The organism is Flavobacterium sp. RSSA_27 (assembly GCF_051547125.1).
GTDB lineage: Bacteria > Bacteroidota > Bacteroidia > Flavobacteriales > Flavobacteriaceae > Flavobacterium.
The window spans coordinates 163,366-186,607 of record NZ_JBPTTN010000001.1; the positions used below are offsets into that span (position 1 = coordinate 163,366).

18 protein-coding genes are annotated in these 23,242 nt (G+C 34.3%); 11 read left to right on the forward strand and 7 right to left on the reverse strand.

What is annotated here, in order from left to right; all coding sequences use genetic code 11:
- Positions 1-118: 118 nt before the first annotated feature.
- The gene (locus ACSVH5_RS00710) at positions 119-796 is read right to left on the reverse strand and encodes a DUF4294 domain-containing protein (RefSeq protein WP_438059543.1); all 678 of its coding nucleotides are present in this window, start codon (positions 794-796) and stop codon (positions 119-121) included.
- Positions 797-875: 79 nt separating this feature from the next.
- Between ACSVH5_RS00710 and ACSVH5_RS00715 the strand changes: the two genes are divergently transcribed.
- The 4 genes from ACSVH5_RS00715 (at position 876) to rlmH (ending at position 5,229) form a co-directional block, all read left to right on the forward strand.
- Complete coding sequence (locus ACSVH5_RS00715; protein WP_438059544.1) at positions 876-1,964, forward strand: M42 family metallopeptidase; 1,089 nt, start codon at positions 876-878, stop codon at positions 1,962-1,964.
- A gap of 153 nt (positions 1,965-2,117) precedes the next feature.
- The gene (locus ACSVH5_RS00720; protein ID WP_438059545.1) at positions 2,118-2,516 is read left to right on the forward strand and encodes a glyoxalase; all 399 of its coding nucleotides are present in this window, start codon (positions 2,118-2,120) and stop codon (positions 2,514-2,516) included.
- Between the two features lie 41 nt (positions 2,517-2,557).
- Complete coding sequence (locus ACSVH5_RS00725) at positions 2,558-4,714, forward strand: S9 family peptidase (RefSeq protein WP_438059546.1); 2,157 nt, start codon at positions 2,558-2,560, stop codon at positions 4,712-4,714.
- 41 nt (positions 4,715-4,755) lie between these two features.
- Positions 4,756-5,229 carry a 23S rRNA (pseudouridine(1915)-N(3))-methyltransferase RlmH gene (rlmH, locus tag ACSVH5_RS00730; RefSeq protein ID WP_438059547.1) on the forward strand — a complete coding sequence of 158 codons (474 nt, stop codon included), beginning with the start codon at positions 4,756-4,758 and terminating at the stop codon, positions 5,227-5,229.
- Positions 5,230-5,256: 27 nt separating this feature from the next.
- On the opposite strand, the gene ACSVH5_RS00735 is transcribed toward rlmH, so the two are convergent.
- Positions 5,257-5,868, reverse strand: coding sequence for a hypothetical protein (locus ACSVH5_RS00735; RefSeq protein WP_438059548.1), 612 nt, complete (start codon positions 5,866-5,868; stop codon positions 5,257-5,259).
- Between the two features lie 5 nt (positions 5,869-5,873).
- A complete protein-coding gene (folP, locus tag ACSVH5_RS00740) occupies positions 5,874-6,701 on the reverse strand; it encodes a dihydropteroate synthase (RefSeq protein ID WP_438059549.1) in 828 nt (275 codons plus the stop codon).
- Between the two features lie 87 nt (positions 6,702-6,788).
- Here folP and ACSVH5_RS00745 point away from each other — a divergent pair, with 87 nt between their 5' ends.
- The 5 genes from ACSVH5_RS00745 to ACSVH5_RS00765 all read left to right on the forward strand — a co-directional run bounded on the left by ACSVH5_RS00745 (position 6,789) and on the right by ACSVH5_RS00765 (position 11,746).
- The gene (locus ACSVH5_RS00745) at positions 6,789-7,337 is read left to right on the forward strand and encodes a DUF1599 domain-containing protein (RefSeq protein ID WP_438059550.1); all 549 of its coding nucleotides are present in this window, start codon (positions 6,789-6,791) and stop codon (positions 7,335-7,337) included.
- Between the two features lie 15 nt (positions 7,338-7,352).
- A complete protein-coding gene (locus ACSVH5_RS00750) occupies positions 7,353-8,453 on the forward strand; it encodes a BT_3928 family protein (protein WP_438059551.1) in 1,101 nt (366 codons plus the stop codon).
- A gap of 221 nt (positions 8,454-8,674) precedes the next feature.
- Positions 8,675-9,169: a TlpA family protein disulfide reductase gene (locus tag ACSVH5_RS00755; RefSeq protein ID WP_438059552.1), complete on the forward strand. Its 495-nt coding sequence runs from the start codon at positions 8,675-8,677 to the stop codon at positions 9,167-9,169.
- 28 nt (positions 9,170-9,197) lie between these two features.
- Positions 9,198-9,950: a triose-phosphate isomerase gene (gene tpiA / locus ACSVH5_RS00760; RefSeq protein ID WP_438059553.1), complete on the forward strand. Its 753-nt coding sequence runs from the start codon at positions 9,198-9,200 to the stop codon at positions 9,948-9,950.
- Positions 9,951-10,309: 359 nt separating this feature from the next.
- On the forward strand, positions 10,310-11,746 hold the full coding sequence (locus ACSVH5_RS00765; RefSeq protein WP_438059554.1) for an amidohydrolase: 1,437 nt from the start codon (positions 10,310-10,312) through the stop codon (positions 11,744-11,746).
- A 61-nt stretch (positions 11,747-11,807) separates the two neighbouring features.
- Here the strand turns inward: ACSVH5_RS00765 and ACSVH5_RS00770 are convergent, their stop codons facing one another.
- Both ACSVH5_RS00770 and pta read right to left on the reverse strand, forming a co-directional pair.
- Positions 11,808-13,004, reverse strand: coding sequence for an acetate/propionate family kinase (locus ACSVH5_RS00770; protein WP_438059555.1), 1,197 nt, complete (start codon positions 13,002-13,004; stop codon positions 11,808-11,810).
- Positions 13,005-13,049: 45 nt separating this feature from the next.
- Positions 13,050-15,143: a phosphate acetyltransferase gene (gene pta / locus ACSVH5_RS00775; RefSeq protein WP_438059556.1), complete on the reverse strand. Its 2,094-nt coding sequence runs from the start codon at positions 15,141-15,143 to the stop codon at positions 13,050-13,052.
- Positions 15,144-15,565: 422 nt separating this feature from the next.
- Here pta and ACSVH5_RS00780 point away from each other — a divergent pair, with 422 nt between their 5' ends.
- A complete protein-coding gene (locus tag ACSVH5_RS00780) occupies positions 15,566-18,121 on the forward strand; it encodes a zinc-dependent metalloprotease (RefSeq protein WP_438059557.1) in 2,556 nt (851 codons plus the stop codon).
- Between the two features lie 417 nt (positions 18,122-18,538).
- Here ACSVH5_RS00780 and dnaK read toward each other — a convergent pair whose 3' ends face one another.
- On the reverse strand, positions 18,539-20,422 hold the full coding sequence (gene dnaK / locus ACSVH5_RS00785; protein ID WP_438059558.1) for a molecular chaperone DnaK: 1,884 nt from the start codon (positions 20,420-20,422) through the stop codon (positions 18,539-18,541).
- Between the two features lie 454 nt (positions 20,423-20,876).
- On the opposite strand from dnaK, the gene ACSVH5_RS00790 reads away from it, so the two are divergent.
- Positions 20,877-21,431, forward strand: coding sequence for a hypothetical protein (locus ACSVH5_RS00790; protein ID WP_438059559.1), 555 nt, complete (start codon positions 20,877-20,879; stop codon positions 21,429-21,431).
- Positions 21,432-21,514: 83 nt separating this feature from the next.
- Here the strand turns inward: ACSVH5_RS00790 and ACSVH5_RS00795 are convergent, their stop codons facing one another.
- Positions 21,515-23,170, reverse strand: coding sequence for a M1 family metallopeptidase (locus tag ACSVH5_RS00795; RefSeq protein ID WP_438059560.1), 1,656 nt, complete (start codon positions 23,168-23,170; stop codon positions 21,515-21,517).
- Positions 23,171-23,242: the final 72 nt, after the last annotated feature.

Here is a 23,242-nt window from a genome sequence, read left to right on the forward strand (position 1 = left end):
TTGTGTCTTACATCATAATAAGGTTTATAAAAAAAACAGTAAAACTCTTGCCAGAAAAACACAAGTAATTATTAAAGTAAGTAATATACACTATCTAAAGTCAAGATTAAATTACTAATTACTGATGAGACTTCACAGCTTTTGCTTGCCAAAATTCATTAAGTGCTTCGTAATTTACAGGTGAAGCCGGTGGTTGGTTTTGAAGGCGACCCGATTCAAAAGCACGAATTAATATCGTCTCTATCAAAAAATCTTCGTTTACTTCGAAGGGTTGGTACTTTGTTTTTAAATTAATATCAAAAACACTAGCAGTTGTATTGGCCCAAAAAGCTTTCCAACCATTTTTTAAATCCGATACGAGTTCATAAGTGGTTGTACCGGTCTGTCTATGAATCAGCTTTACTAAAATTTGACCTTGCTTTCTAGACAGTTTTTTAAGTTTATCTTCAAACTCATTGGTCAAATAATTTTCTACAATTTTGAAATATTTCTTTTTTTCTTTATTTGTTTTTAAAAATGCCATTCCTCTTCTAAGTGCTACCAACCGTTCGGATGCCAATTTTGCATATGGATATGTTTTATAAACTCTATTTTGTAGAATTAAAAATTGTTTCTTGTCTTCAAGACTCAGTTTTTCCTTACTTATTATTATTTCAGGTAATAAAATTGTATCGCTTAGTATACTATCATTTTCAATAAGAATCGGATTGCTCTTTGGATTTTCTTTAGGTATATCTTGAGCATGAATAAAACAACAATTAAAAAAGAAAAACAAAAGAAGAGATATCCTGTTCATAATTAAAATTTATAGTCCAAAATTATAAATTAATACGCAAGTGTAATGCCAAATTTATAAATTAGCAAAAAAAAATATTATGAGTTCAAATTCAATTTTAAATGCTTCTTCACTAGTTTTTTTAGAAAAATATTTAAATAATGCCTCTCCAACCGGATTTGAATCTGAGGGACAAAAAATTTGGATGGAATATCTAAAGCCTTATGTAGACACTTTTATTACTGACACTTATGGAACTGCAGTTGGAGTAATTAATCCTGAAGCGACATTCAAAGTAGTAATAGAAGGACATGCAGATGAAATTGCTTGGTATGTTAATTATATTACCGATGACGGATTAGTTTATGTAATCAGAAATGGAGGTTCAGATCATCAAATTGCACCTTCAAAACGAGTAAATATTCATACTAAAAAAGGAATTGTGAAAGGTGTTTTTGGTTGGCCTGCCATACACACTCGAAATAGAGACAAAGAAGAAAACCCAAAAACAAGTAATATTTTTATTGATTTGGGTTGCGATACCAAAGAAGAAGTTGAACAATTAGGTGTACATGTGGGATGTGTAATAACATATCCAGACGAGTTTATGATTCTCAATGACAATAAATTTGTATGTCGCGCCATAGATAATCGAATGGGAGGATTTATAATTGCTGAAGTTGCCCGGTTATTGCATGAGAATAAAAAAAAGGTTCCTTTTGGTCTTTATATTACCAATGCCGTTCAAGAAGAAGTAGGATTAAGAGGAGCTGAAATGATTACCCAAACAATAAGGCCAAATGTAGCAATAGTTACTGATGTTTGTCATGATTCCACTACGCCGATGATTGACAAAAAGATTGAGGGTGAAACCAAAATTGGTTTAGGTCCGGTCATAACATATGCTCCAGCTGTTCAAAACAATTTAAGAGAGCTTATTTTGGATACTGCTTCTGAAAAAGGCATTCCTTTTCAACGTTTGGCTTCCTCTCGTGTTACAGGAACAGATACAGATGCTTTTGCTTACAGTAATGGAGGCGTTGCTTCGGCATTGATATCATTACCTTTGAGATATATGCATACAACTGTAGAAATGGTTCACAGAAAAGATGTTGAACATGTAATACAATTAATTTATGAAACTTTATTAAAGATAGAAAACAACGAAACTTTTTCATACTTTAAGTAATAAACCAATTGTAATCTCATTATTACTTTTTTTAGGGTAGTTTATTCTTAGCGATATTTAAAATCCTGGTTACTATGTTAATTTTTTTACAATATTTCTAAATTTATAGCTATTCGCAAAGAATTTTTTTGATTATTTTTAAAGAAAAAAACAATGAATCAAAGAGAATCGCTTTTAAAAGAACTTAGAGGAGAAGCAATTGGCACCATATCACCTCAATCTTCAACTGAAGAAGTTTTTCAAAACCAAGTACTTCGGCCTATTCTCAAACTTCAAAACGATTTATTTGTTGCCACTTTTGAAAATTACATCAACAAAAACAAAAAGGATTTTTATACACTTTCTATAGAGAAAAAACTTCTATTGATTGAAAATGCTATTCAAAAAGACATAAAATTTAGAAATACCTATAAAGGAATGATAATAGGGCTGTTCACTTTGGCAGAATATGGTCTTTATATTCAAAATTCATCGAATCTAAACAAACGGATGATGAATATGCTTATAGAAAGACTCAAAAGCCAAATTCAATTGTTCGAAAAATCAGCATAAATATTCAAATTCTTTTCCATCTCACCCTTAATTTGTTTCTTATGAAAAAGTCAATTTTTCTGGTTGTTTGCTTACTATTTATACAAAACACTTTCAGTCAAAAAAACACTTCATCTATTGAATTAACCGACCTGTTAAAGATTAAAACAGTTGGTAATGTAAATCTGACTAAGGATGGCTCGAAAGCAGTTTTTACAGTGACTTCGATTGAAAAAGATGAAAAAAGTGAGTTAGATTATAAGTATCGTTCTCAAATTTTCATGATTTCAAGTGCAGTTAATGCCAAACCGCTACAACTTACAAGTTCGAAAGAAGGAGCTTCTAAACCTGTATGGAGTCCAAACGGAAAACAACTTGTATTCACGAGAATGGTAGAGGATAAATCACAGTTGTTTTTATTGTCATTAGATGGCGGAGAAGCGAGACAGATTACAAAATTCAAGTATGGAGCAGCTAACCCAAAATGGTCGCCTGATGGAACTAAAATTTTATTTTCGGCTGTTGTACAATTAAGAGAAATGATCAAAGATAGTGTTCTAAATCCTTCCCGAAATATTCCTACTTGGTCTCTTGAAAAACCCGGATTTGAGACGAATGATTATATAAAACCCAGTAAAGTCAAAGCGAACCCAGATGGCACATTGGATGAAATTAGAGCCTATTTGAATCAAAATGCGTTGGACAAAAAGGCAATTGTTTTGAATAAACTTAACTTCCAAAGTGAATCAAATATTTCATCGGATATCAGTTTTAATCATTTTTTTGAAATCAATGTTGTAAATGCGACAGAACCGATAGCGCTAACCCAAGGCTTTTATAGTTTCAATTCAGCAGAATACACTCCTGATGGAAAAAAAATTATTTATTCAGGCTCTGTTGATGCTTCTACAAATCAAGATCGCGCTTTAGCAACTCAACTATTTCAATCCAATGCTGATGGATCTAATTTTAGAATGATTCTTGGTGAAGAAGGTAAGCAATATACTTCCCCTAAAATTTCCCCTTCAGGAAAATGGTTGGCTTTTCAAACCAGCACGACTTCCTTTATAGATGTTCCTGTATTATGTATTATGCCTTTGAATGGTAGTTCAAAAGATATTATACAATTTCCTTATGATCGAAACAAAAGTAATCTGGTTTGGAGTAAAGACGAAACAAATCTTTACTTTACTTCTCAAAGTAATGGTGGTTCTATATTAAATCAGTTGCATATTAAATCCAAAAAAATCACTCCATTAACTTCCAATGAAGCGGGTATTACCAGTTTTGATCTTGTTGATAAAACTGTAATTTATACAAAGACACAAATTTCAAATCCATCAGAACTATTTATGATGTCCCTTAGTGATAAAAAAGAGCATGCAATGTCTAATTTTAATGATTGGGTACAATCCAAAAAGATAGCTAGTGCTGTAAAGGAATCTTTTGTAAATGAATTAGGGATGACTGTTGAATATTGGATTATGAAACCTACAAATTTTCAAGAGGGTAAAAAGTATCCCTTACTTTTAGAAATGCATGGCGGTCCTTCGGCTATGTGGGGAACTGGTGAAGAAAGTATGTGGCATGAGTTTCAATATTTTTGTGCTAAAGGCTATGGTATAGTTTATGCAAATCCACGTGGTTCTGGCGGATATGGTGTGGATTTTTTGAGAGCCAATAAAAATGATTGGGGAAAAGGGCCCGCGAGTGATGTATTGACGGCTTTAGATAAAACGGTTGCAAAAGGTTGGGCCGATACCTCAAAATTAGTAATTACAGGAGGATCTTATGCGGGCTACTTGACAACCTGGATAATTAGTCATGACAACCGCTTTAAAGCTGCTTGTGCGCAAAGAGGTGTCTATGATTTGAACACTTTTTTTGGAGAAGGAAATGCGTGGAGACTAGTTCCTAATTATTTTGGAGGATATCCTTGGGAACCTAAAGTAAAAGAGATTCTTACTAGAGAGTCCCCTTTTAGTTATGTAGAAAACATCACCACTCCGTTGATTATTTTTCATGGTGGAAATGACAGACGAACTGGGTTTGTACAAGGTGAAATGATGTATCGCAGCTTGAAAGTTTTGGGCAGACCTGTAGAATATGTTGTGCATCCTGGAGCTACACATGAAATTACCCGTTCTGGTGATAATCGTCAACGTTTAGATCAAATGTTAAGAACCTATGAGTTTTTTGAGAGATATTTAAATCAATAACAATTAATTGTACTTTTAGTATTAAAAGTCTATTTATAGCAATGAATATTAAATTAGTGGCCATTGGCAAAACCGATAATAAAGCGTTACAAACCTTAATCGATGATTATACGAAAAGATTGTCTTTTTATATCAAATTTGAGTTGGAGATTCTCCCCGATATCAAAAATGTTAAGAACTTATCCGAAAGTCAGCAAAAAGAAAAAGAAGGAGAATTGATTTTGTCAAAAATAACACCTACCGATCAACTAATTTTACTAGATGAAAATGGCAAAAGCTTTTCTAGTATGGGTTTTTCAAGTGAATTGCAAAAAAAAATGAACTCCGGAATCAAAACATTGGTTTTTGTAATTGGTGGCCCTTATGGTTTTTCGGAAGCTGTATATGCTAAAGCACATGGGAAGATTTCGTTATCTCAAATGACCTTTTCACATCAAATGGTTCGTTTATTCTTTATTGAACAGTTATATCGTGGGTTTACTATTTTACGAAACGAACCTTATCATCATCAGTAATCGATTTATTTTTGAAGCAGTTTTATTTTAGTAGATGAATTCTTCATTGCTTTTAATATTTAAACTTTGTAAATAAATTTCATTTTGAATATATAACTCAAAACTCATGTTTTTATCAAAAGCGAAACTAATTATTTTGTTTTTGAATTCAGTTCCAGTCAATAATTGCTTTACATCTTCACGACTCTTCAGGGATTCATTACAATAAATTGTATTTTTTTTAGTAAAAAATACCACAATGTCAGAGTTGGGTTTAGCCAAATTATACTTCACATTGGTAAAAGAAATAAAAGCCAAACTTTTATGAAGACTATCGGCATATGAAAAGTAGTTTTCGGAAGTTTCATTTTTATGCATGCTCCCCTCCTTCTTGGCTTGCATTTTCATAATATGAGGCATCACTATACGCAACGGTAATCGTTTGTCTATAGTAAAAACCCAATGTGTTGAACTTATGGTATTATTTCGATTTAGATCTACAATAGTGTCATTGTTATTTGTTTTAAAAAAAAAGTAAATAAGGGAATGTTCTCCTATCGTGGTCAAAACAGACCGACTATCTTTTGGTAGTTGAATTGTTTTTTTTCCTTCACAAGCCATTAAAAAAAAAGCAAGGAAGCCTAATAAAAATGATTTCATAAAATTTAGTTACAAGTTACGCTCTCCCATAATTTAATTGTCTCAACCGCTTCTTTTACATCATGCACACGTAGTATTTTAGCCCCTTTTTGTAAAGCTATTGTATTTAAAACGGTTGTTCCATTAAGAGCTTCATCAGGACTGATTTCCAATTTTTTATAAATCATTGATTTTCTAGAAAGACCTGCTAAAATTGGCAACTCCAATGATTTAAAAAGATCCAAAAGGCGCAATAATTCAAAATTCTGATCAATGGTCTTTGCAAAACCAAAACCTGGATCCACAATTAGATCTGATATTCCCAAGTCACGTGCGGCAGTTATTCGTTCTGAAAAATAAAAAATCATGTCATTTACAAGGTTGTCATATTGAGTTTGGGTAGTCATGTTTTGTGGCGTACCTTTCATATGCATCATGATATAGGGCACTTGATAATTGGCAACTATTTTTAGCATCATTGGATCTAGAAGTCCAGCTGAAATATCATTAACTAAAGCAGCTCCTTGATCCAAACACAACTGTGCTACTTCACTTCTAAAAGTATCAATAGACAAAATTGCTTCAGGAAAATGATTCATTATGGAGGCTACTACAGGAATGGTTCTTTGTTTTTCTTCTTGTACAGAAACTAATGGAGCATTTGGTTTGCTAGAATACCCTCCGATGTCAATAAAAGTTGCGCCGTAGATTAGCATTTGCTCTACTCGCTCTAAAATTTTTTTCTCCTTGTTATACCGACCGCCGTCGAAAAAAGAGTCAGGTGTTACATTTAAAATTCCCATTACTTTCGGACTTGACAAGTCGATTAAAAGTGAATTGCAGTTGATTGTCATGGTTTTATGGATTGTTTTTCAATTTGATGACTGATTCCAAAAAATAGTTTATTTTTGGAGCTCTTTGAATACAAATATACACCAATAATGAGGAATACTTCACAAGAATACGATGCAGTTATTGCAATATGCCGGCAATTATTTATCAATAAAATGAAAGATTACGGAAGTGCTTGGCGCATTCTAAGATTACCGTCACTAACAGACCAGATATTTATCAAAGCGCAACGTATTCGTAGCTTACAAGAAAACGAGGTCCGTAAAGTCAATGAAGACGAAACCGGAGAATTTATTGGGATTATCAATTATTCGATTATGGCGTTAGTACAGTTAGAATTAGGTATTGCTGAACAACCCGATTTAGATGTTACTGAGGCTACAAAATGGTACGACTCAAAAATTGTATTAACCAAAACATTGATGGAAGATAAAAATCACGATTATGGAGAAGCATGGCGTGATATGCGTGTGAGTTCGTTGACTGATTTGATACTTCAAAAATTACTTAGAGTAAAACAAATTGAGGACAATAAAGGAAAAACTCTAGTTTCTGAAGGAATTGATGCCAATTATCAAGACATGATAAACTATGCTGTATTTGCTTTAATCTTGATGAAATTTCATTTAAAAAAATAAATTTTTACTTACACTATGAAAAACATTATTACCCAATTATCCCGACTTTTTGTTGGTATTTTATTTATCATTTCTGGATTAATCAAACTCAATGACCCCGTTGGATTTTCATACAAGTTAGCTGAATATTTTAGTGAACCTGTTTTCAACCTACCTTTTTTAGAACCATTAGCTTTAGCAATTGCCTTGTTTTTGGTAATTTTTGAAGTGGTTTTAGGTGTATTGCTTTTAATTGGTTATCGATCAAAATGGACCTTATGGAGTTTATTAATTTTGATTATTCTGTTTACCTTTTTAACCTTTTATTCTGCTTATTTTAATGTAGTTAAAGACTGTGGATGTTTTGGTGATGCTTTAAAACTAACCCCATGGCAATCGTTTGCAAAAGATATTATCCTATTATTCTTTATTTTACTCTTGTTTTTTAATCAAAAAATGATCCAACCCTTATTTGGTCCCAAAACGCAACACGCCATAGTGATACTTACCTTATTCCTTTGCTGTTTTATGGGCTATTGGGTACTCAATCACTTACCAATCATTGATTTTAGACCTTTCAAAGTAGGAAACAACATTGATGATGGTATGATGATTCCAGATAATGCGCCGAAAAGTGAAGTAGAAATGGTATTTATTTACAATGTAAATGGAGTGCAAAAAGAATATACTGAGAAAGAGCTTATGCAAATACCTGCTGGTGCTACCTTTGTTGATCGAAAAGATAAAGTAATTAAGGAAGGTTACATTCCTCCAATCCATGATTTTACAATGGAAAGAAATGGTGGGGATTATAGAAATCGTTATTTAAGACATGAACAATTAATGCTAATAGTTGCTTATGATTTGGATAAAGCTAGTCCTGAAGGAATGGCTAAAATGGAAGCCTTACATCAAAAAGCAGTAATAAAGGGTTACAAAGTAATTGGAATGACAGCATCTTCACCAGAACTTATTGAGAAAGTGCAAAAACATTATGGACTCACTTTTGATTTCTACTTCTGTGATGCAATTGCATTAAAAACCATTGAAAGAGCCAATCCTAGTGTTGTTATCATTTCTAAAGCGGTGGTAAAACAAAAAGTACATTATAATGATATTGATAAATTGAAATTATAAGGATTTTTAATTTCTTTTAATTATTAGATAAAAGTGCGTACAATTTTAGATACGCACTTTTTTTATACTTTCTTTATCAAAGTCATATAATTTAAATTATTAACGATATCGATATTGTGAACCTAATTTGATAAAAAAAATGTAAACTCCTAATTTAAGGTAGCTTTAGGTAAAATAGTTTGCTTAAATTTGTAAACAACCAAAAAAAATCAAAAAGTAAAATGAAAAAAATTATAGTGTTTTTATTTGTAATTGTGTGCTTTTCATGCACACAAGCACAGAAAACTGCATTTTCACCAGTGGCTCTAAGCGAAAAATTATTGGCAGTAAATGAGCAACAAGTTGCATTTAAAGATGTTTTAAAGAAACACAAAGGCAAAACTGTTGTTATAGAAATATGGGCTTCTTGGTGTGGGGATTGTGTAAAAGCAATGCCTAAATTAAAAGAGCTACAAGCTAATCATCCAGAAGTAGATTATATTTTTATCTCAATGGATAAAACTGCTGATAAATGGAAAGCGGGTATTGAAAAACACGAAATCAAAGGCGATCATTACATGGCCAATGACCAAATGAAAGGCATTTTTGGAAAAGCTATTGATTTGGATTGGATTCCGAGATACATCATACTTGACAAAAAAGGTAACATTGTACGTTATCGAGCCATTGAAACTGATTTTGCAGTCATCGATGAAACACTAAAAAGTTTAAAATAAAATAATACAACTATAAATAAATAAAAAAATGAGAAAAAAGATAGTAGCAGGAAACTGGAAAATGCATAAAAACGCAACACAAACTCAAGAATTATTGACCGATTTGTTAGCAAAATTACCCACAAATACTACAGCACAGGTAATTGTAGCACCTACTTTTATCAACTTAGCCGCTGCAGTAACTAAATTGGAAGGAAGCGCAATTGAAGTAGCAGCACAGAACCTTCACCAAGCAGAAAGTGGTGCATTTACTGGTGAAATTTCTGCAGATATGATCAAAAGTGTAGGAGTAGATTATGTGATTTTAGGACACTCTGAGCGTAGAGCAATTTTTCATGAAACAGATGCTTTAATTGCTTCTAAAGTTAACACAGCTTTGGAACACGATTTTACAGTTATTTTCTGTTTTGGAGAAGAATTAAAAGACCGTCAATCTGGTAATCATTTCAATGTAGTTGAAAACCAATTAAAAGACGGCTTGTTTCACATAGCAGCAGCTGATTGGGAAAAAGTAGTTCTAGCATATGAGCCTGTTTGGGCAATCGGAACTGGAGAAACAGCTTCCCCAGAACAAGCTCAAGAAATGCATGAATTTATTAGAGAAACAGTTCGTAAAGCCTTCGGTAGCGATATTGCTGAAGATTTAACGATTTTATATGGAGGTAGTGTAAAACCAGATAACGCCAAAGAAATTTTTTCTAAACCAGATGTGGATGGAGGATTAATTGGAGGTGCTGCTTTAAATGCAAATGATTTTGTAGCTATCGCCACAGCTATATAATCAAATTTATACCAACTCTTTTGTTGACTTTTAAAACATACGTAAACCTGATTGTTATTCAAATCAGGTTTTTTTTATGGTTATTTTGGATCCTATACTAAGTATTTGTTTTTAGGACAAACAAATAAATAACACAAATCAGACAAAGGAAGATAAAATTCGTTTCATTCAAATTTTAGTACCACAAAAATTAGTGCGTAGTAGTGTCATTCGTGCCGTAAAAGTAAATGGTGCGTTTTCCCTGAATCCTTTTACTAAAGTTCATGTTTTGTAGCAAAAAAGGAATATATTTGAAATATTATATGGGGTTATTTGATTTTGTTTTTAATAAAAAAAACTATAAAACGTAACATTTGAATATGAAAAAAACAATTTTGGTTATAGCTGCAACTACTCTATTTGTTCAAAATCATTGGTCACAAAAAAACACCGAAATCTTAAAGCAAAAAGTAAGTGCTAGTATTGAAAAAGAAAGGGATACTTATAAAAAAACGGCTTTATCCATATGGGAGTATGCAGAACTGGGTTATAAAGAAACCAACAGTTCAGGTTTGTTATCAATGCAATTAAAAAACAATGAATTTGAAGTGACCAATGGAGTTGCAGGAATCCCAACTGCTTTTGTGGCGACTTATGGAAGTGGTAGCCCGGTAGTAGGTATTTTAGCAGAATATGATGCTTTGCCAGGTTTGTCACAAGACACTTCGCCAAATAAAAATCCAATTCCAAACAAAAATAACGGACATGGTTGCGGCCATCATTTGTTTGGAACAGGTTCCATTGCTGCAGGAATTGCCATAAAAAATCTAATAAAAGAAGGTAAGCTTAAAGGAACCATAAAAATATTTGGTTGTCCTGCCGAAGAAGGCGGAAGTGGAAAGGTCTATATGGTTCGTGATGGCGTCTTTAATTCGGTTGATATTATGTTACATTGGCATCCATCAGATAACAATTCGGTAACTTACACAAGTGCTTTAGCCAACAAATCGGCCAAATTTAGATTTTATGGAATTTCTTCGCACGCTTCAGCCTCACCTGAACAAGGACGTTCTGCCTTAGATGCAGTCGAAGCTATGGATTATATGGTCAACATGATGCGAGAACATATTCCTCAAGAGACCAGAATTCATTATGTGATTACTAATGGTGGTAAAGCACCCAATGTTGTTCCAGATGTTGCAGAGGTATATTACTATATAAGAAATCCCGAAAAATCTGTTGCTGTTAGTGTTTTTGACCGAGTAGCCAAAGCAGCGGAAGGTGCTGCAATGGGAACAGGAACTCGTTCCGAATATGAAATTATTGGAGGAACACACGATTTACTTATCAATACTACCTTGGCAGATGCCATGCAAATTAATTTAGAAAAAGTTGGAGGCGTACAGTATACAGCAGAAGAAATTGCATTTGCCACTAAAATACAAAGTAGTTTTATAGATAAGAAACCTCCTATAATCAACGCTGCTAAAGTAAATCCAATGCATATTGAAAAAAATCTTGGTTCAACTGATGTTGGAGATGTGAGTTATACCGTTCCCACTGTTGGAATCGAAACCGCGACTTGGGTTCCAGGAACTGGAGCACATAGTTGGCAAGCTGTATCGTGCGGCGGAACTGATATTGGTATCAAAGGAATGCTTATAGCTGCCAAAACACTTTCATTCATGGCAATTGATTTGTTTACGAATCCTACTTTAGTTCAAAAAGCCAAAGATGAATTCAAATCCAGCAAAGGCGACTATCAATATAAACCTTTACTTGGTGACCGAAAACCCGCTTTGAATTATAGAGATTAAAAAATCCCCTAAACTTTTTAAAATAAGTTTAGGGGATTTTCTTTTTTATTTTTTCAACTAACTACGAAAGCAATTCATATACTTGATTGGCAATTTCAGCTTCTTCGTTGGTTGGAATAACCAAAATTTTAGTTTTAGAATTGGAAGTATTAATTTCTCTGATTTCTTTTGAGCGAATGCCGTTTTTTTCTTGATCCAAATCAATTCCAAAATAGTCCATATCAGTACAAACCATTCTTCGAATACATTCAGAATTCTCCCCTATTCCAGCTGTAAAAACAATGGCGTCAATGCCGTTTAAAACTGCAGCATACGAACCAATAGTTTTTTTAATTCTATAGGTATTCATTGCAAGTGCCAATTGACAATCTTTGTTACCAGCATTAGCATTACTTTCTATATCTCGTAAATCAGAATAGCCTGTTAGTCCGAGCATTCCACTTTGCTTTTGAAGCATGGTATTCACTTCATCCATGGAATATCCTAATGATTTTACCAAATAAAAAATCACGGACGGATCAACATCTCCACTACGTGTTCCCATTACCAAACCATTCATCGGTCCGAAACCTAGTGTATGATCCACACTTTTGCCATCTTTAATAGCTGTCATACTGCATCCATTCCCTAAATGAATTGTAATTATTTTGGAAGCGGTGTGATTGGCTTGTTTCGACAAATATTGAATTGCTTTTTCGGATACATATTTATGACTTGTTCCATGAAATCCATAAGCGCGAATTTTATTTTCGGTTAACAAATAATTTGGAATTGCATATTTATACGCTTCAACGGGCATTGTTTGATGAAATGCGGTATCAAAAACGGCAACTTGTTTTGCTTCATCAAAAATTTGTTCTGCCACGACTATGCCTTCCAAATTGGCTGGATTATGCAATGGAGCTAGCTCAAAAAGGTTTCGAATTTCCTCTTTGACTTCCTTTGTGATTTCAACTGTATTCGAAAAAGAACTTCCACCATGTACTACTCTATGTCCAACCGCCTTGATTTCTGAAGTAGATTTAATTACACCTACTTTTTCATCCATAAGTAATTGAGCGATTTTTTGTAAACCTATTTTATGATTTGCAATAGGCATTGATTCCTCAATTTTATTTGAATCGGTAGTATAGGTAAGGTTTGATGTGTCCAAGCCTATTCGGTCTATCATACCATTACAGATAACCTTTTGCTCTGGCATTTCAATCAATTGATATTTAATAGATGAACTTCCAGAATTTATAATTACAATTTTCATAGCAAACTTTTTTTGTTGTTAGTATCCGTTTTATTTTTCACCTTTTTATAATCCTTGAGCTTGAATGGCAGTAATTACCACAGTATTGATAATGTCATCAACAGTACATCCTCTACTCAAGTCATTCACAGGTTTATTCAATCCTTGCAACATAGGGCCAATTGCCAATGCGCCTGTTTCTCTTTGAACCGCTTTATAAGTGTTATTTCCGGTATTTAAATCCGGAAATATTAAAACGCTAGCTTGTCCAGCCACTTGTGAATCGGGCATTTTGCTTTTCCCTACATTCATATCTACAGCAGCATCATACTGAATAGGTCCTTCAATTTTAATATCAGGTCGTTTGGCTTTAACAATTTCGGTTGCAGTTCTTACTTTTTCTACTTCATCTCCTTTGCCTGAATTTCCAGATGAGTACGATAACATAGCTACTTTAGGATCAATACCAAATGCCAAACTAGAATCAGCAGATGAAATAGCAATTTCTGCCAATTGTTCTGCCGTAGGATTAGGATTAATTGCACAATCTCCAAAAACAGAGACTCTATCTTCTAAACACATAAAAAACACAGATGAAACCACCGATGAATTAGGCTTTGTTTTGATAAACTGAAGTGCTGGCAAAATAGTATGTTGTGTAGTATGTGCTGCTCCTGAAACCATCCCATCAGCATGACCTTTATACACCATCATAGTACCAAAATAAGAGACATCTTCTAATAAATCTCTTGCCATAGCTAAGGATACATTTTTAGCTTTTCGCAATTCGTAGTAAGTGTTTACATAATCTTCGTAATGTTCTGAATTCTTTGGACTTATTATGGCAATTTTATCAAAATCCAAATCAATTCCTAATTCAATAATTTTAGCTTCAATACTTTTCTTTGAGCCTATTATAGTTAGATCGACTACATTCATTTTTTGTAATCGAGCTGCAGCTATCAGAACACGATCATCATTCCCTTCTGGTAAAACTATATGTTTACGGTGCAATTTAGCGCGTTTAACGAGGTTATACTGAAACATTTTAGGAGTAATTCCTTCAGATTCAAAAGCAATAAATCGTTCTGCGAGGGCATCAATGGCTACATATTTATCAAAAGTACTGATTGATGTTTCGATCTTTTGAAGATTATTGGCATATATTTTAGAATTAATTGCCCCTACTTGATTGGACACGCTATAGGTTCCTCCTTCTACAGCAAGTATGGGGACAACTGATGAAAGCCCTTCAATTAATTTCAATACACTTTCTTCTGGCATAATATTTCCTGTTAAGAGAATACCAGAAACATTTGGATAGTTAGCCGACTCGTTTGCTTGTAGCGCTCCTAAAATAATATCAGCTCTATCTCCAGGAGTAATAATAAGACCATTTTCTTTTAAATTATTTAAATAATTTGGTAATTGCATGGCTCCTATGCTATAGCTCCCAATTTGATTGTTTAAAAATTCATGTCCAAATAAAATTTTAGCGCCTGTTTCGTCAACAATTTCTTGAATAGTAGGGTTATTTAAAACAGGAATTAATGGAATTGTATTTACCAAAATTCCTTCAGGCAAATGCTTTTGCAAATTTGTAGTAACTAAAGCAACATTTTCTGGTTGCACTTTGTTAGCAACAACTGAAATTACCTCGACATCTTTCACTTTAAAGGTATCATAAGCAAGATATAAACTATCAACTAACTCTTCTAACGTTTTACCCACTCCAGATCCAATAACAATTGCTGGAATCCCTAAGTTTTTAGCAATTAAAACATTGGTATCTAATTCAATTGCAGTTCCTTCACCAGTAAAACTAGTGCCTTCAACCAAAACAAAATCAAATTTCTCTTCCAGTTTCTTGAATTTTTCTATAATCACATCAAGTACTTCACCAATCTTGCCTTTATTTTTTTTCTTGATTAATTTGCTCTTGGTAAAAGCGTAAGCCTCATCAAACTTCATATCCAAACCAAAATGTGTAATAACAGTTTCTATATGGTTATCAAATTGCCCTTCTTCAAAATCCTCAATAATTGGTCTAAAATAAGCTACTCGTGGTGTTTTGCCAATTAATAATTGCATTAAGCCCAAACTAATGATCGATTTCCCACAATTTTGCTCACTTGTGGCTATGTATATTGCTTTATTCATTTAAATAAATTTTATTCAATTAATACTATGTTCTCTAAATTTAAAACCAATACTTACTTTTTAAAATATAACTCTACTACACTATTAGAATTGTGTTTATATAGTAATATTACAAAAAATAAATCAATATTTAACTGATAGTAAGATATTTGACTTTATAAAAAGTATTGCGTTTTAAATAAATCACATTACAAAGACTACAAAATTAGATAATTAAAAAATTACAGATTATGAGAAAAATCAGGTTTACTTAAAAAAACACTATTACTATCAACATTTGTTAATGTTTGAAGTTAAAATTACAAATTGCCATTTTTTTTGATTTTTTTTAATAGGTTTGGTACTAGAAATCTGTTTAAATGCAGAATCTTTAAAACTATATCAACTATCAACCTATTTCAATTTAAAAAATTCAAAGTAACATGTCAAAAACCAAATTACTCTTACTTAGTACCGCGTTACTTTTTTGCTGTACCGAAGTAACCGTTGCACAAAGCAAAAAAAAGAAGGATGCAGGTAAAGAAGCTCCGAAAGTAGAACAAAAGGCTCCTGAAAAAAAAGGACCTAAACCGTATAACAAAGTAGTCGACTCTACGGCAGTTACTCAAAAAGGACTTTTCAATATTCACAAAACAACCGATAATAAGTTCTTGTTTGAAATCAACGATACGCTTATCGGAAAAGAAATAATGACGATTACACGTTATTCTAAAACTCCAGCTGGTGGAGGTGTTTTTGGAGGTGAAGAAGTAAATCGTCAAGTTATCAAATGGGAAAAAGGATTGAACAACAACCTTTTGTTACGCTCTATTACACACGTAATTACTTCTCCAGATGAAGACAAACCTATTGCTCAAGCAGTAAAAAATTCATCAGCAGACCCAATTATTGGTAACTATGAAATTTTAGCCTTTAAAAAAGAAGGAAAAGAAACTACAGGTTATGTAATTGATGTAACTCCAACATTTGAATCGGATTTACAAACTTTCTCTTTGGATCCTATCAAAAAACAATTACTCAATATTCAAGGGTTTCAAAAAGACCGCTCTTTTATTCAAAAAATGAGCAGCTACCCAATTAATGTTGAAATCAAAACCGTAAAAACGTACGCTACAACAGCGCCGCAGTTATCGCTGAATCCAACACCTAGAATTGGAACCAACTTACCTGCTGGTTTAGATGCAGGTGTAGTAACCATCGAGCTGAATACTTCGATGTTGTTGTTACCAAAAGTGCCAATGCGTAAAAGAACGTTCGATGCTCGTGTTGGTTTCTTTGCTAACCAAATCGATGTTTTTGAAGAAGAATCTCAAAAATCGGATACTGAAATTTTTGCCGTTCGTTGGAAACTAGAACCTAAAAACGCTGAAGACGCTGCCAAACAAAAAAGAGGCGAATTGATCGAACCGAAAAAACCAATCGTGTACTATATCGACCCTGCTACTCCAATCAAATGGAGAAAATTCATCAAACAAGGAATTGACGACTGGCAAGTAGCTTTTGAAGCAGCAGGTTGGAAAAACGCTATTCGCGGTGAATATTGGCCAGAGAATGACCCAACTATGAGCTTAGAAGATGCGCGTTTCTCAGTATTGCGTTATTTTGCTGCCGATATTCAAAATGCTTACGGTCCGAACGTTCACGATCCAAGATCTGGAGAAATCCTAGAAAGCCATATCGGATGGTACCACAACATCATGAGTTTGTTGAGAAACTGGTATTTAATCCAAACTGCGGCTGTTGATCCAGCGGCAAGAAAAAAACAATTTGATGACAACCTAATGGGCGAATTGATTCGTTTTGTATCTTCTCACGAAGTAGGACATACTTTAGGTTTACGTCACAATATGGGAGCAAGTACCGCTACTCCAGTAGAAAAACTTAGAGATCCTGCTTTCCAAGAAAAGAACGGTCACACTTCTTCTATTATGGATTATGCTCGTTTCAACTACGTAGCACAGCCAGAAGACGGGGTAAAACACTTATTCCCAAGAATTGGAGATTATGACAAATGGGCTATCAAATGGGGCTATTCTTATTTTGCTGACGCCAAAGATGAAAAAGCAGAAAAAGCCATCTTGAACGAGATGACCAAAGAAGCCTACAAAAACCGTCGTTTGTGGTTTGGAACAGAAGCTAGTCCTTATGACCCAAGATACCAAACAGAAGATATTGGTGATAATGCTATGAAAGCTTCTGCTTACGGAATCAAAAACTTAAAACGCATTTTGCCAAACTTAATCATTTGGAGTGCCGAAAAAGGAGAAAGCTATGCAGAATTAGAAGAAATGTACAATGCTTTGACAGGACAATTCAGACGCTATATGGGACACGTGACCAAAAACGTTGGAGGTATTTATGACACACCAAAAACCTATGATATGTCAGGTAACCAATTTGAAGTAGTTCCAAAAAGCATCCAAAAAGAAGCAGTTACCTTCTTAAACACTCAATTATTTGCTACACCAAAATGGTTACTAGATACTAATGTTTTATCTAAAATTAGTCCAGAAAGTGGTGTAGAAGCCATCAAAGCGATGCAAGACGGAACCCTTTCTAACTTATTAGCTGGAGACAGAATGGTACGTTTGATGGAAAGCGCAAGTAATAGTCCTGAAAACTATTCTGTAGACGAGTTAATGACCGACTTGAAAAAAGGCATCTTCTCAGAATTAGCTGGTGGCGCCAAAATAGACATTTACCGTAGAAACATTCAAAAATTGTATGTAGACAAAGTAATTGCTATGCTAAAACCAGGTAATGCAGTAGTACGTTCTAACAGTGTAGGTGCTGCTTACGGTATGAATTCAAGAACTGTAAATTTAGCCCAAACCGATTTGCCTTCTATCGCTAGAGGACAATTGGTAGGATTGAAAAATGAAATGAAAGTGGCTGCGGCAAGAATGGATCGTTTGAGTAAATTCCACTTATTGGATTTAGTAGCTCGAATCGATGCTGCTTTGAATCCAAAATCATAAGCAACCTTTTAGTGTAATATCAAAAGGTCTCGTTTTATAGCGAGACCTTTTTTTGTATGAGTTAATATTGTCTATTTATCCCGCTAGGAAAACCATAAAACTGAGCATCTTGTCAGTTCGAGCGCAGTCGAGAACCCTCTTTATATCTCTACTGCGATACCATTGACGTTTTTTGTTTTAAGAAGGGTTTCGACTGCGCTCTACCTTACAAAGTTAATATCATTTTATAGCATAAAAACACCTCGATATGACAAAAAAACGATAAGACTATATCCAATAACGGTTGTATTACTTTTCCTTTTTCTATATAATTAAAAGCAAACCATTTGCATCAAAATCTGAGTCTAGGGCACAAAAAAAACCGAGCCATTACTGACTCGGTTTCAATCTTACTACTTAGTACAAAGTACTTAATACTTATTTTACTTCTTCGAATTCAACGTCTTCAACATTGTCTCCTTGTGCTTGAGCTTGTGGCTCAGCAGCAGTTTGACCTTGTTCACCTTGAGCGTACATCGCTTCAGTTGCTTTTTTCCAAGCAGCGTTGATGTTATCCAAAGCAGTTTGAATAGCTGGAATGTCTTGAGATTGGTGTGCCATTCTCAATTCAGTTAAAGCGTACTCTACAGCCACTTTGTTATCGTCAGATAATTTATCACCAAGTTCTTTCAATTGAGATTCTGTTTGGAAAATCATTGCGTCAGCTTCGTTCAATTTTTCTGCTTTTTCTCTCGCTTGTTTATCAGCCTCAGCATTTGCTTCAGCATCTTTTTTCATTTTCTCGATTTCTTCAGCAGTTAAACCAGAAGAAGCTTCGATACGAATGTCATGCGATTTACCAGTTCCTTTGTCAGTAGCCGATACTTTGATGATACCATTAGCATCAATGTCAAAAGTAACTTCAATTTGAGGAACACCTCTTGGGGCTGGTGGAATTCCGTCTAAGTGGAAACGACCAATAGTTTTGTTATCAACAGCCATTGCTCTAGCTCCTTGCAATACGTGGATTTCAACAGATGGTTGAGAATCAGCAGCTGTTGAGAAAACTTGAGATTTTTTTGTTGGGATAGTAGTGTTAGCTTCGATCAAAGTAGTCATTACACCACCCATAGTTTCGATACCTAAAGCCAAAGGTGTAACGTCAAGTAACAATACATCTTTTACATCTCCAGACAAAACACCACCTTGAATAGCTGCACCAATAGCTACAACTTCATCAGGGTTAACTCCTTTAGACGCTTTTTTACCGAAGAATTTTTCAACTTCTTCAACGATTCTTGGGATACGAGTAGAACCACCTACTAAGATTACTTCATTAATATCAGAAGTAGACAAACCTGCATCCTTCAATGCTTGAGCAACTGGAGCCATTGAACGTTTAACTAAACTGTCAGACAATTTTTCGAATTGTGATCTAGTTAATTTTTTTACTAAGTGTTTTGGTCCTGAAGCCGTAGCCGTAACGTATGGCAAGTTGATTTCAGTTTCTGCAGAAGAAGACAATTCAATTTTTGCTTTCTCAGCAGCTTCTTTGATACGTTGTAATGACATTGGATCTAAACGTAAATCAATACCTTCTTCAGCTTTGAATTCGTCTGCCAACCAGTCAATGATTACTTGATCAAAATCATCACCACCTAAGTGTGTATCACCATTAGTAGACAATACTTCGAAAACTCCGTCTCCTAATTCTAGAACAGAGATATCAAAAGTACCTCCACCTAAATCGTAAACAGCAATTTTTTGATCCGTTCCTTTTTTATCCAATCCGTAAGCCAAAGCCGCAGCAGTTGGTTCGTTAATGATACGCATAACTTTCAAACCAGCGATTTCACCAGCCTCTTTTGTAGCCTGACGTTGTGCATCGTTAAAGTAAGCAGGAACAGTAATAACTGCTTCAGTTACTGTTTGACCTAAATAGTCTTCAGCAGTTTTTTTCATTTTTTGAAGTGTCATAGCTGACAATTCTTGAGCAGTGTACAATCGACCGTCAATATCCACACGTGGTGTATTGTTGTCACCTTTTACTACTGTGTAAGGAACTCTTTTTGCCTCTTCTTGAGTTTCAGCAAAAGTGTGTCCCATAAAACGTTTGATAGAAGCAATAGTCTTAGTTGGATTAGTTACTGCTTGTCTTTTTGCAGGATCACCCACTTTAATTTCTCCACCTTCTACAAAAGCGATGATAGATGGCGTTGTTCTTTTTCCTTCTGCGTTAGGAATAACAACTGCTTCATTACCTTCCATTACAGAAACACAAGAGTTGGTCGTACCTAAATCAATTCCGATTATTTTACCCATTTTTACTATATTTAATTTTTATTGTATACTCGTTTTAACAACTCGAGGTCGGTAAGTCAAGTACTGTGCCAAGCCGATGTCAGTCTATAAATTGTCAGTTTACTCCAAAAATGGCGGAAAAAATATGACAAGATGACATTTTTAATTCCAAAAAGCAAAAAGCAAATTCCAAATTCCAAATTCCAAAAACGTCACCCTGAACGCAGTTGAAGGGTAAATTCCACACAAACCCTTGTTTGAAAAAAAGGGCCACTTACTAAATAGTAGTCGCACCATTTCTGAATTTTGTTTTTTGGCTGAGAAAATTTAATAAAAGCTACAACTGTGTATTCTTTTGGTGCTTAAAAAAAAGCTTTCGGTTAATTAATTAGAGACCCACAAAATCCTGTAACTATTCTGTTTTTTTGCTACTAATGACTAAAGATTTAAACAAAACCCATTAAATAGGAAAACTTTGCAGCAATCATCATCTTTAAAAAAGCGTATTTATTGTACTATCCTAGTAACAGTGTTCATTTGGACTTTATTGCTTTGGGATTATTTTCACGGAGGCGTGACCAGTCATCATCTTTTGCAAAACAAAGACTTGCCTTCATTTTCGAATTGGTGGAGTGGTATTTTGCTTCCTTTGCTAACTTGGTTCTTGCTGTACCGCTCACAAGTACGAATAGCCAAAGAAGCAACGAGTAGTGCTTTACCAAGCAGTTTTATTGCTTATTTTGTAGGCGCTCTTCTTTTTGGGATAGTACTTTCGGTATTTTTTACACTTAGCAATCAAGATGTCCCATTTTATATGATTGTCGGCTTGTTAATGCTTGCTTTATTCTTGCCCATTTATCGTTCAGAATGTTTTCTTGGTTTTGTAATTGGAATGACCTTTACTTTTGGGGGTGTACTCCCCGTTCTTATTGGAACTATTTTAGTACTCATTTGTAGCATTCTGTATTTAGCACTTCGACCTATGGTACTCTTTGTTTACTCGAAAATTGCCAATCTACTTCATAAATAATTCCATCACTGAATAACAATAAAAAAAGCTTTCTGAACTATTGCTAGAGATCAGAAAGCTTTTTTTATTTTTTGTTCTTGGAACTACTCCGTTATATTGTAGCTGCCCACATAATAGTTGTTATCCACTTCAAGTGTTGGTTTTTCTTTTGTTACTAAAGGCAACATTTTCCACTCGTTATTAGGCTCCAAAATTTGTGCGGTACCATTCAGATAAACTTTTACAGGGAGATTGAAATTGGCCACACTATTCGCCCAACGATAACCTAACTGATTATTTTTAAAGAAATACTCCAAAGTTGGAATGCGCGTATCACGCAAGTACTGATTAAAAACAGGTGTCAAATCTCTACCTATTTTTTCGCTCAAATAACTTTCAATTTGTTGAGTAGTGACTGTTTGATGGTAAAAAGTAGCATTTAAACCTCGCAAGATAGCACGCCATTTTTCGTCATTGTTTACCACTTGTCGCAAAGTATGCAGCATATTGGCGCCTTTGTAATACATATCGCCAGAACCCTCATTGTTTACGTCATAGTTACCAATAATTGGTTTGTCATTTTCGATGTTTTTTCGAATACCACGCACATAAGTGTAGCCCGCTTCTTTACCAAAATAATACTCCAAAAACAAACTCTCAGAATAATTGGTAAAACTTTCGTGAATCCACATATCCGCGATGTCTTTATAGGTAATGTTGTTCGCAAACCACTCGTGCCCCGACTCGTGAATTATGATAAAATCAAACTTCATTCCCCAACCTGTACCACTCAAATCACGTCCTAAATAGCCATTCAAAAATTTATTGCCATAGGTAACGCTACTTTGGTGTTCCATTCCTAAATAGGGAGCCTGTACCAATTTGTAACTGTCTTCATAAAACGGATAAGGACCAAACCAATGTTCGAAAGCCTTCAACATTTTGGGTACATCTTGAAATTGCTTTTTTGCCTTTACCAAATCATCACGCAATACGTAATAGGTACAATCTAAGTCGCCTTTTTCACCCTCGTATTTTTCAGAAAAAGAGACGTAATCGCCAATATTAATATTCACACCATAATTATTGATTGGATTCTTAACCACCCAATGAAAGGTTTTGGTTCCATCTTTTTCCTTTTGTACGCTTTGCAAGCGACCGTTAGAAACATCCGTCAGATTTTCAGGAACGTTTACACTAATTTTCATTCCCTCATCAACTTCATCATACATATGGTCTTTGTTGGGCCACCAAACACTAGCTCCCAAACCTTGACAAGAGGAGGCGATAAAAGGATTTCCATTTTTATCTTTTTTCCAAGTAATCCCTCCATCCCAAGGCGGATTGACCCCTACTTTTGGTTTTCCTTCATAAAACACCACTATTTCTTTGGTAGTACCTACATTTTGAGGTGCTGCTAAAGTGATAAAATAAACATTTCCCTCTCGCTTGTAGGTCAACGGTTTTCCGTCTTGGGTTACATTGGTAATGGCCATCGGATTTTGCAAGTCAATTTGCAGCACAGAATTTTCCTGAAGCACTTGATAGCGAATCGTATTCGACCCCAAAATAGTGCTATCCGATGGATTCACTTTTATAGCTAGGTGATAGTGCTTCAAATCCCACCACGCACGCTCTTTGGTAACACTTCCTCTAAGACTGTCTTGTCGGGTAAAAGTGGTTTCATTTTTATTCAATAATCCTTGCGCTTTAATGATTGAAAACGAACTCATCAAAAGAAGGATAGCAATTTTTTTCATTGGGTATAGTTTTTTTCAAAACTACATACTTTTTTAGATTTTAGGTATTAAAGAAATAAGAATTCCATAAAT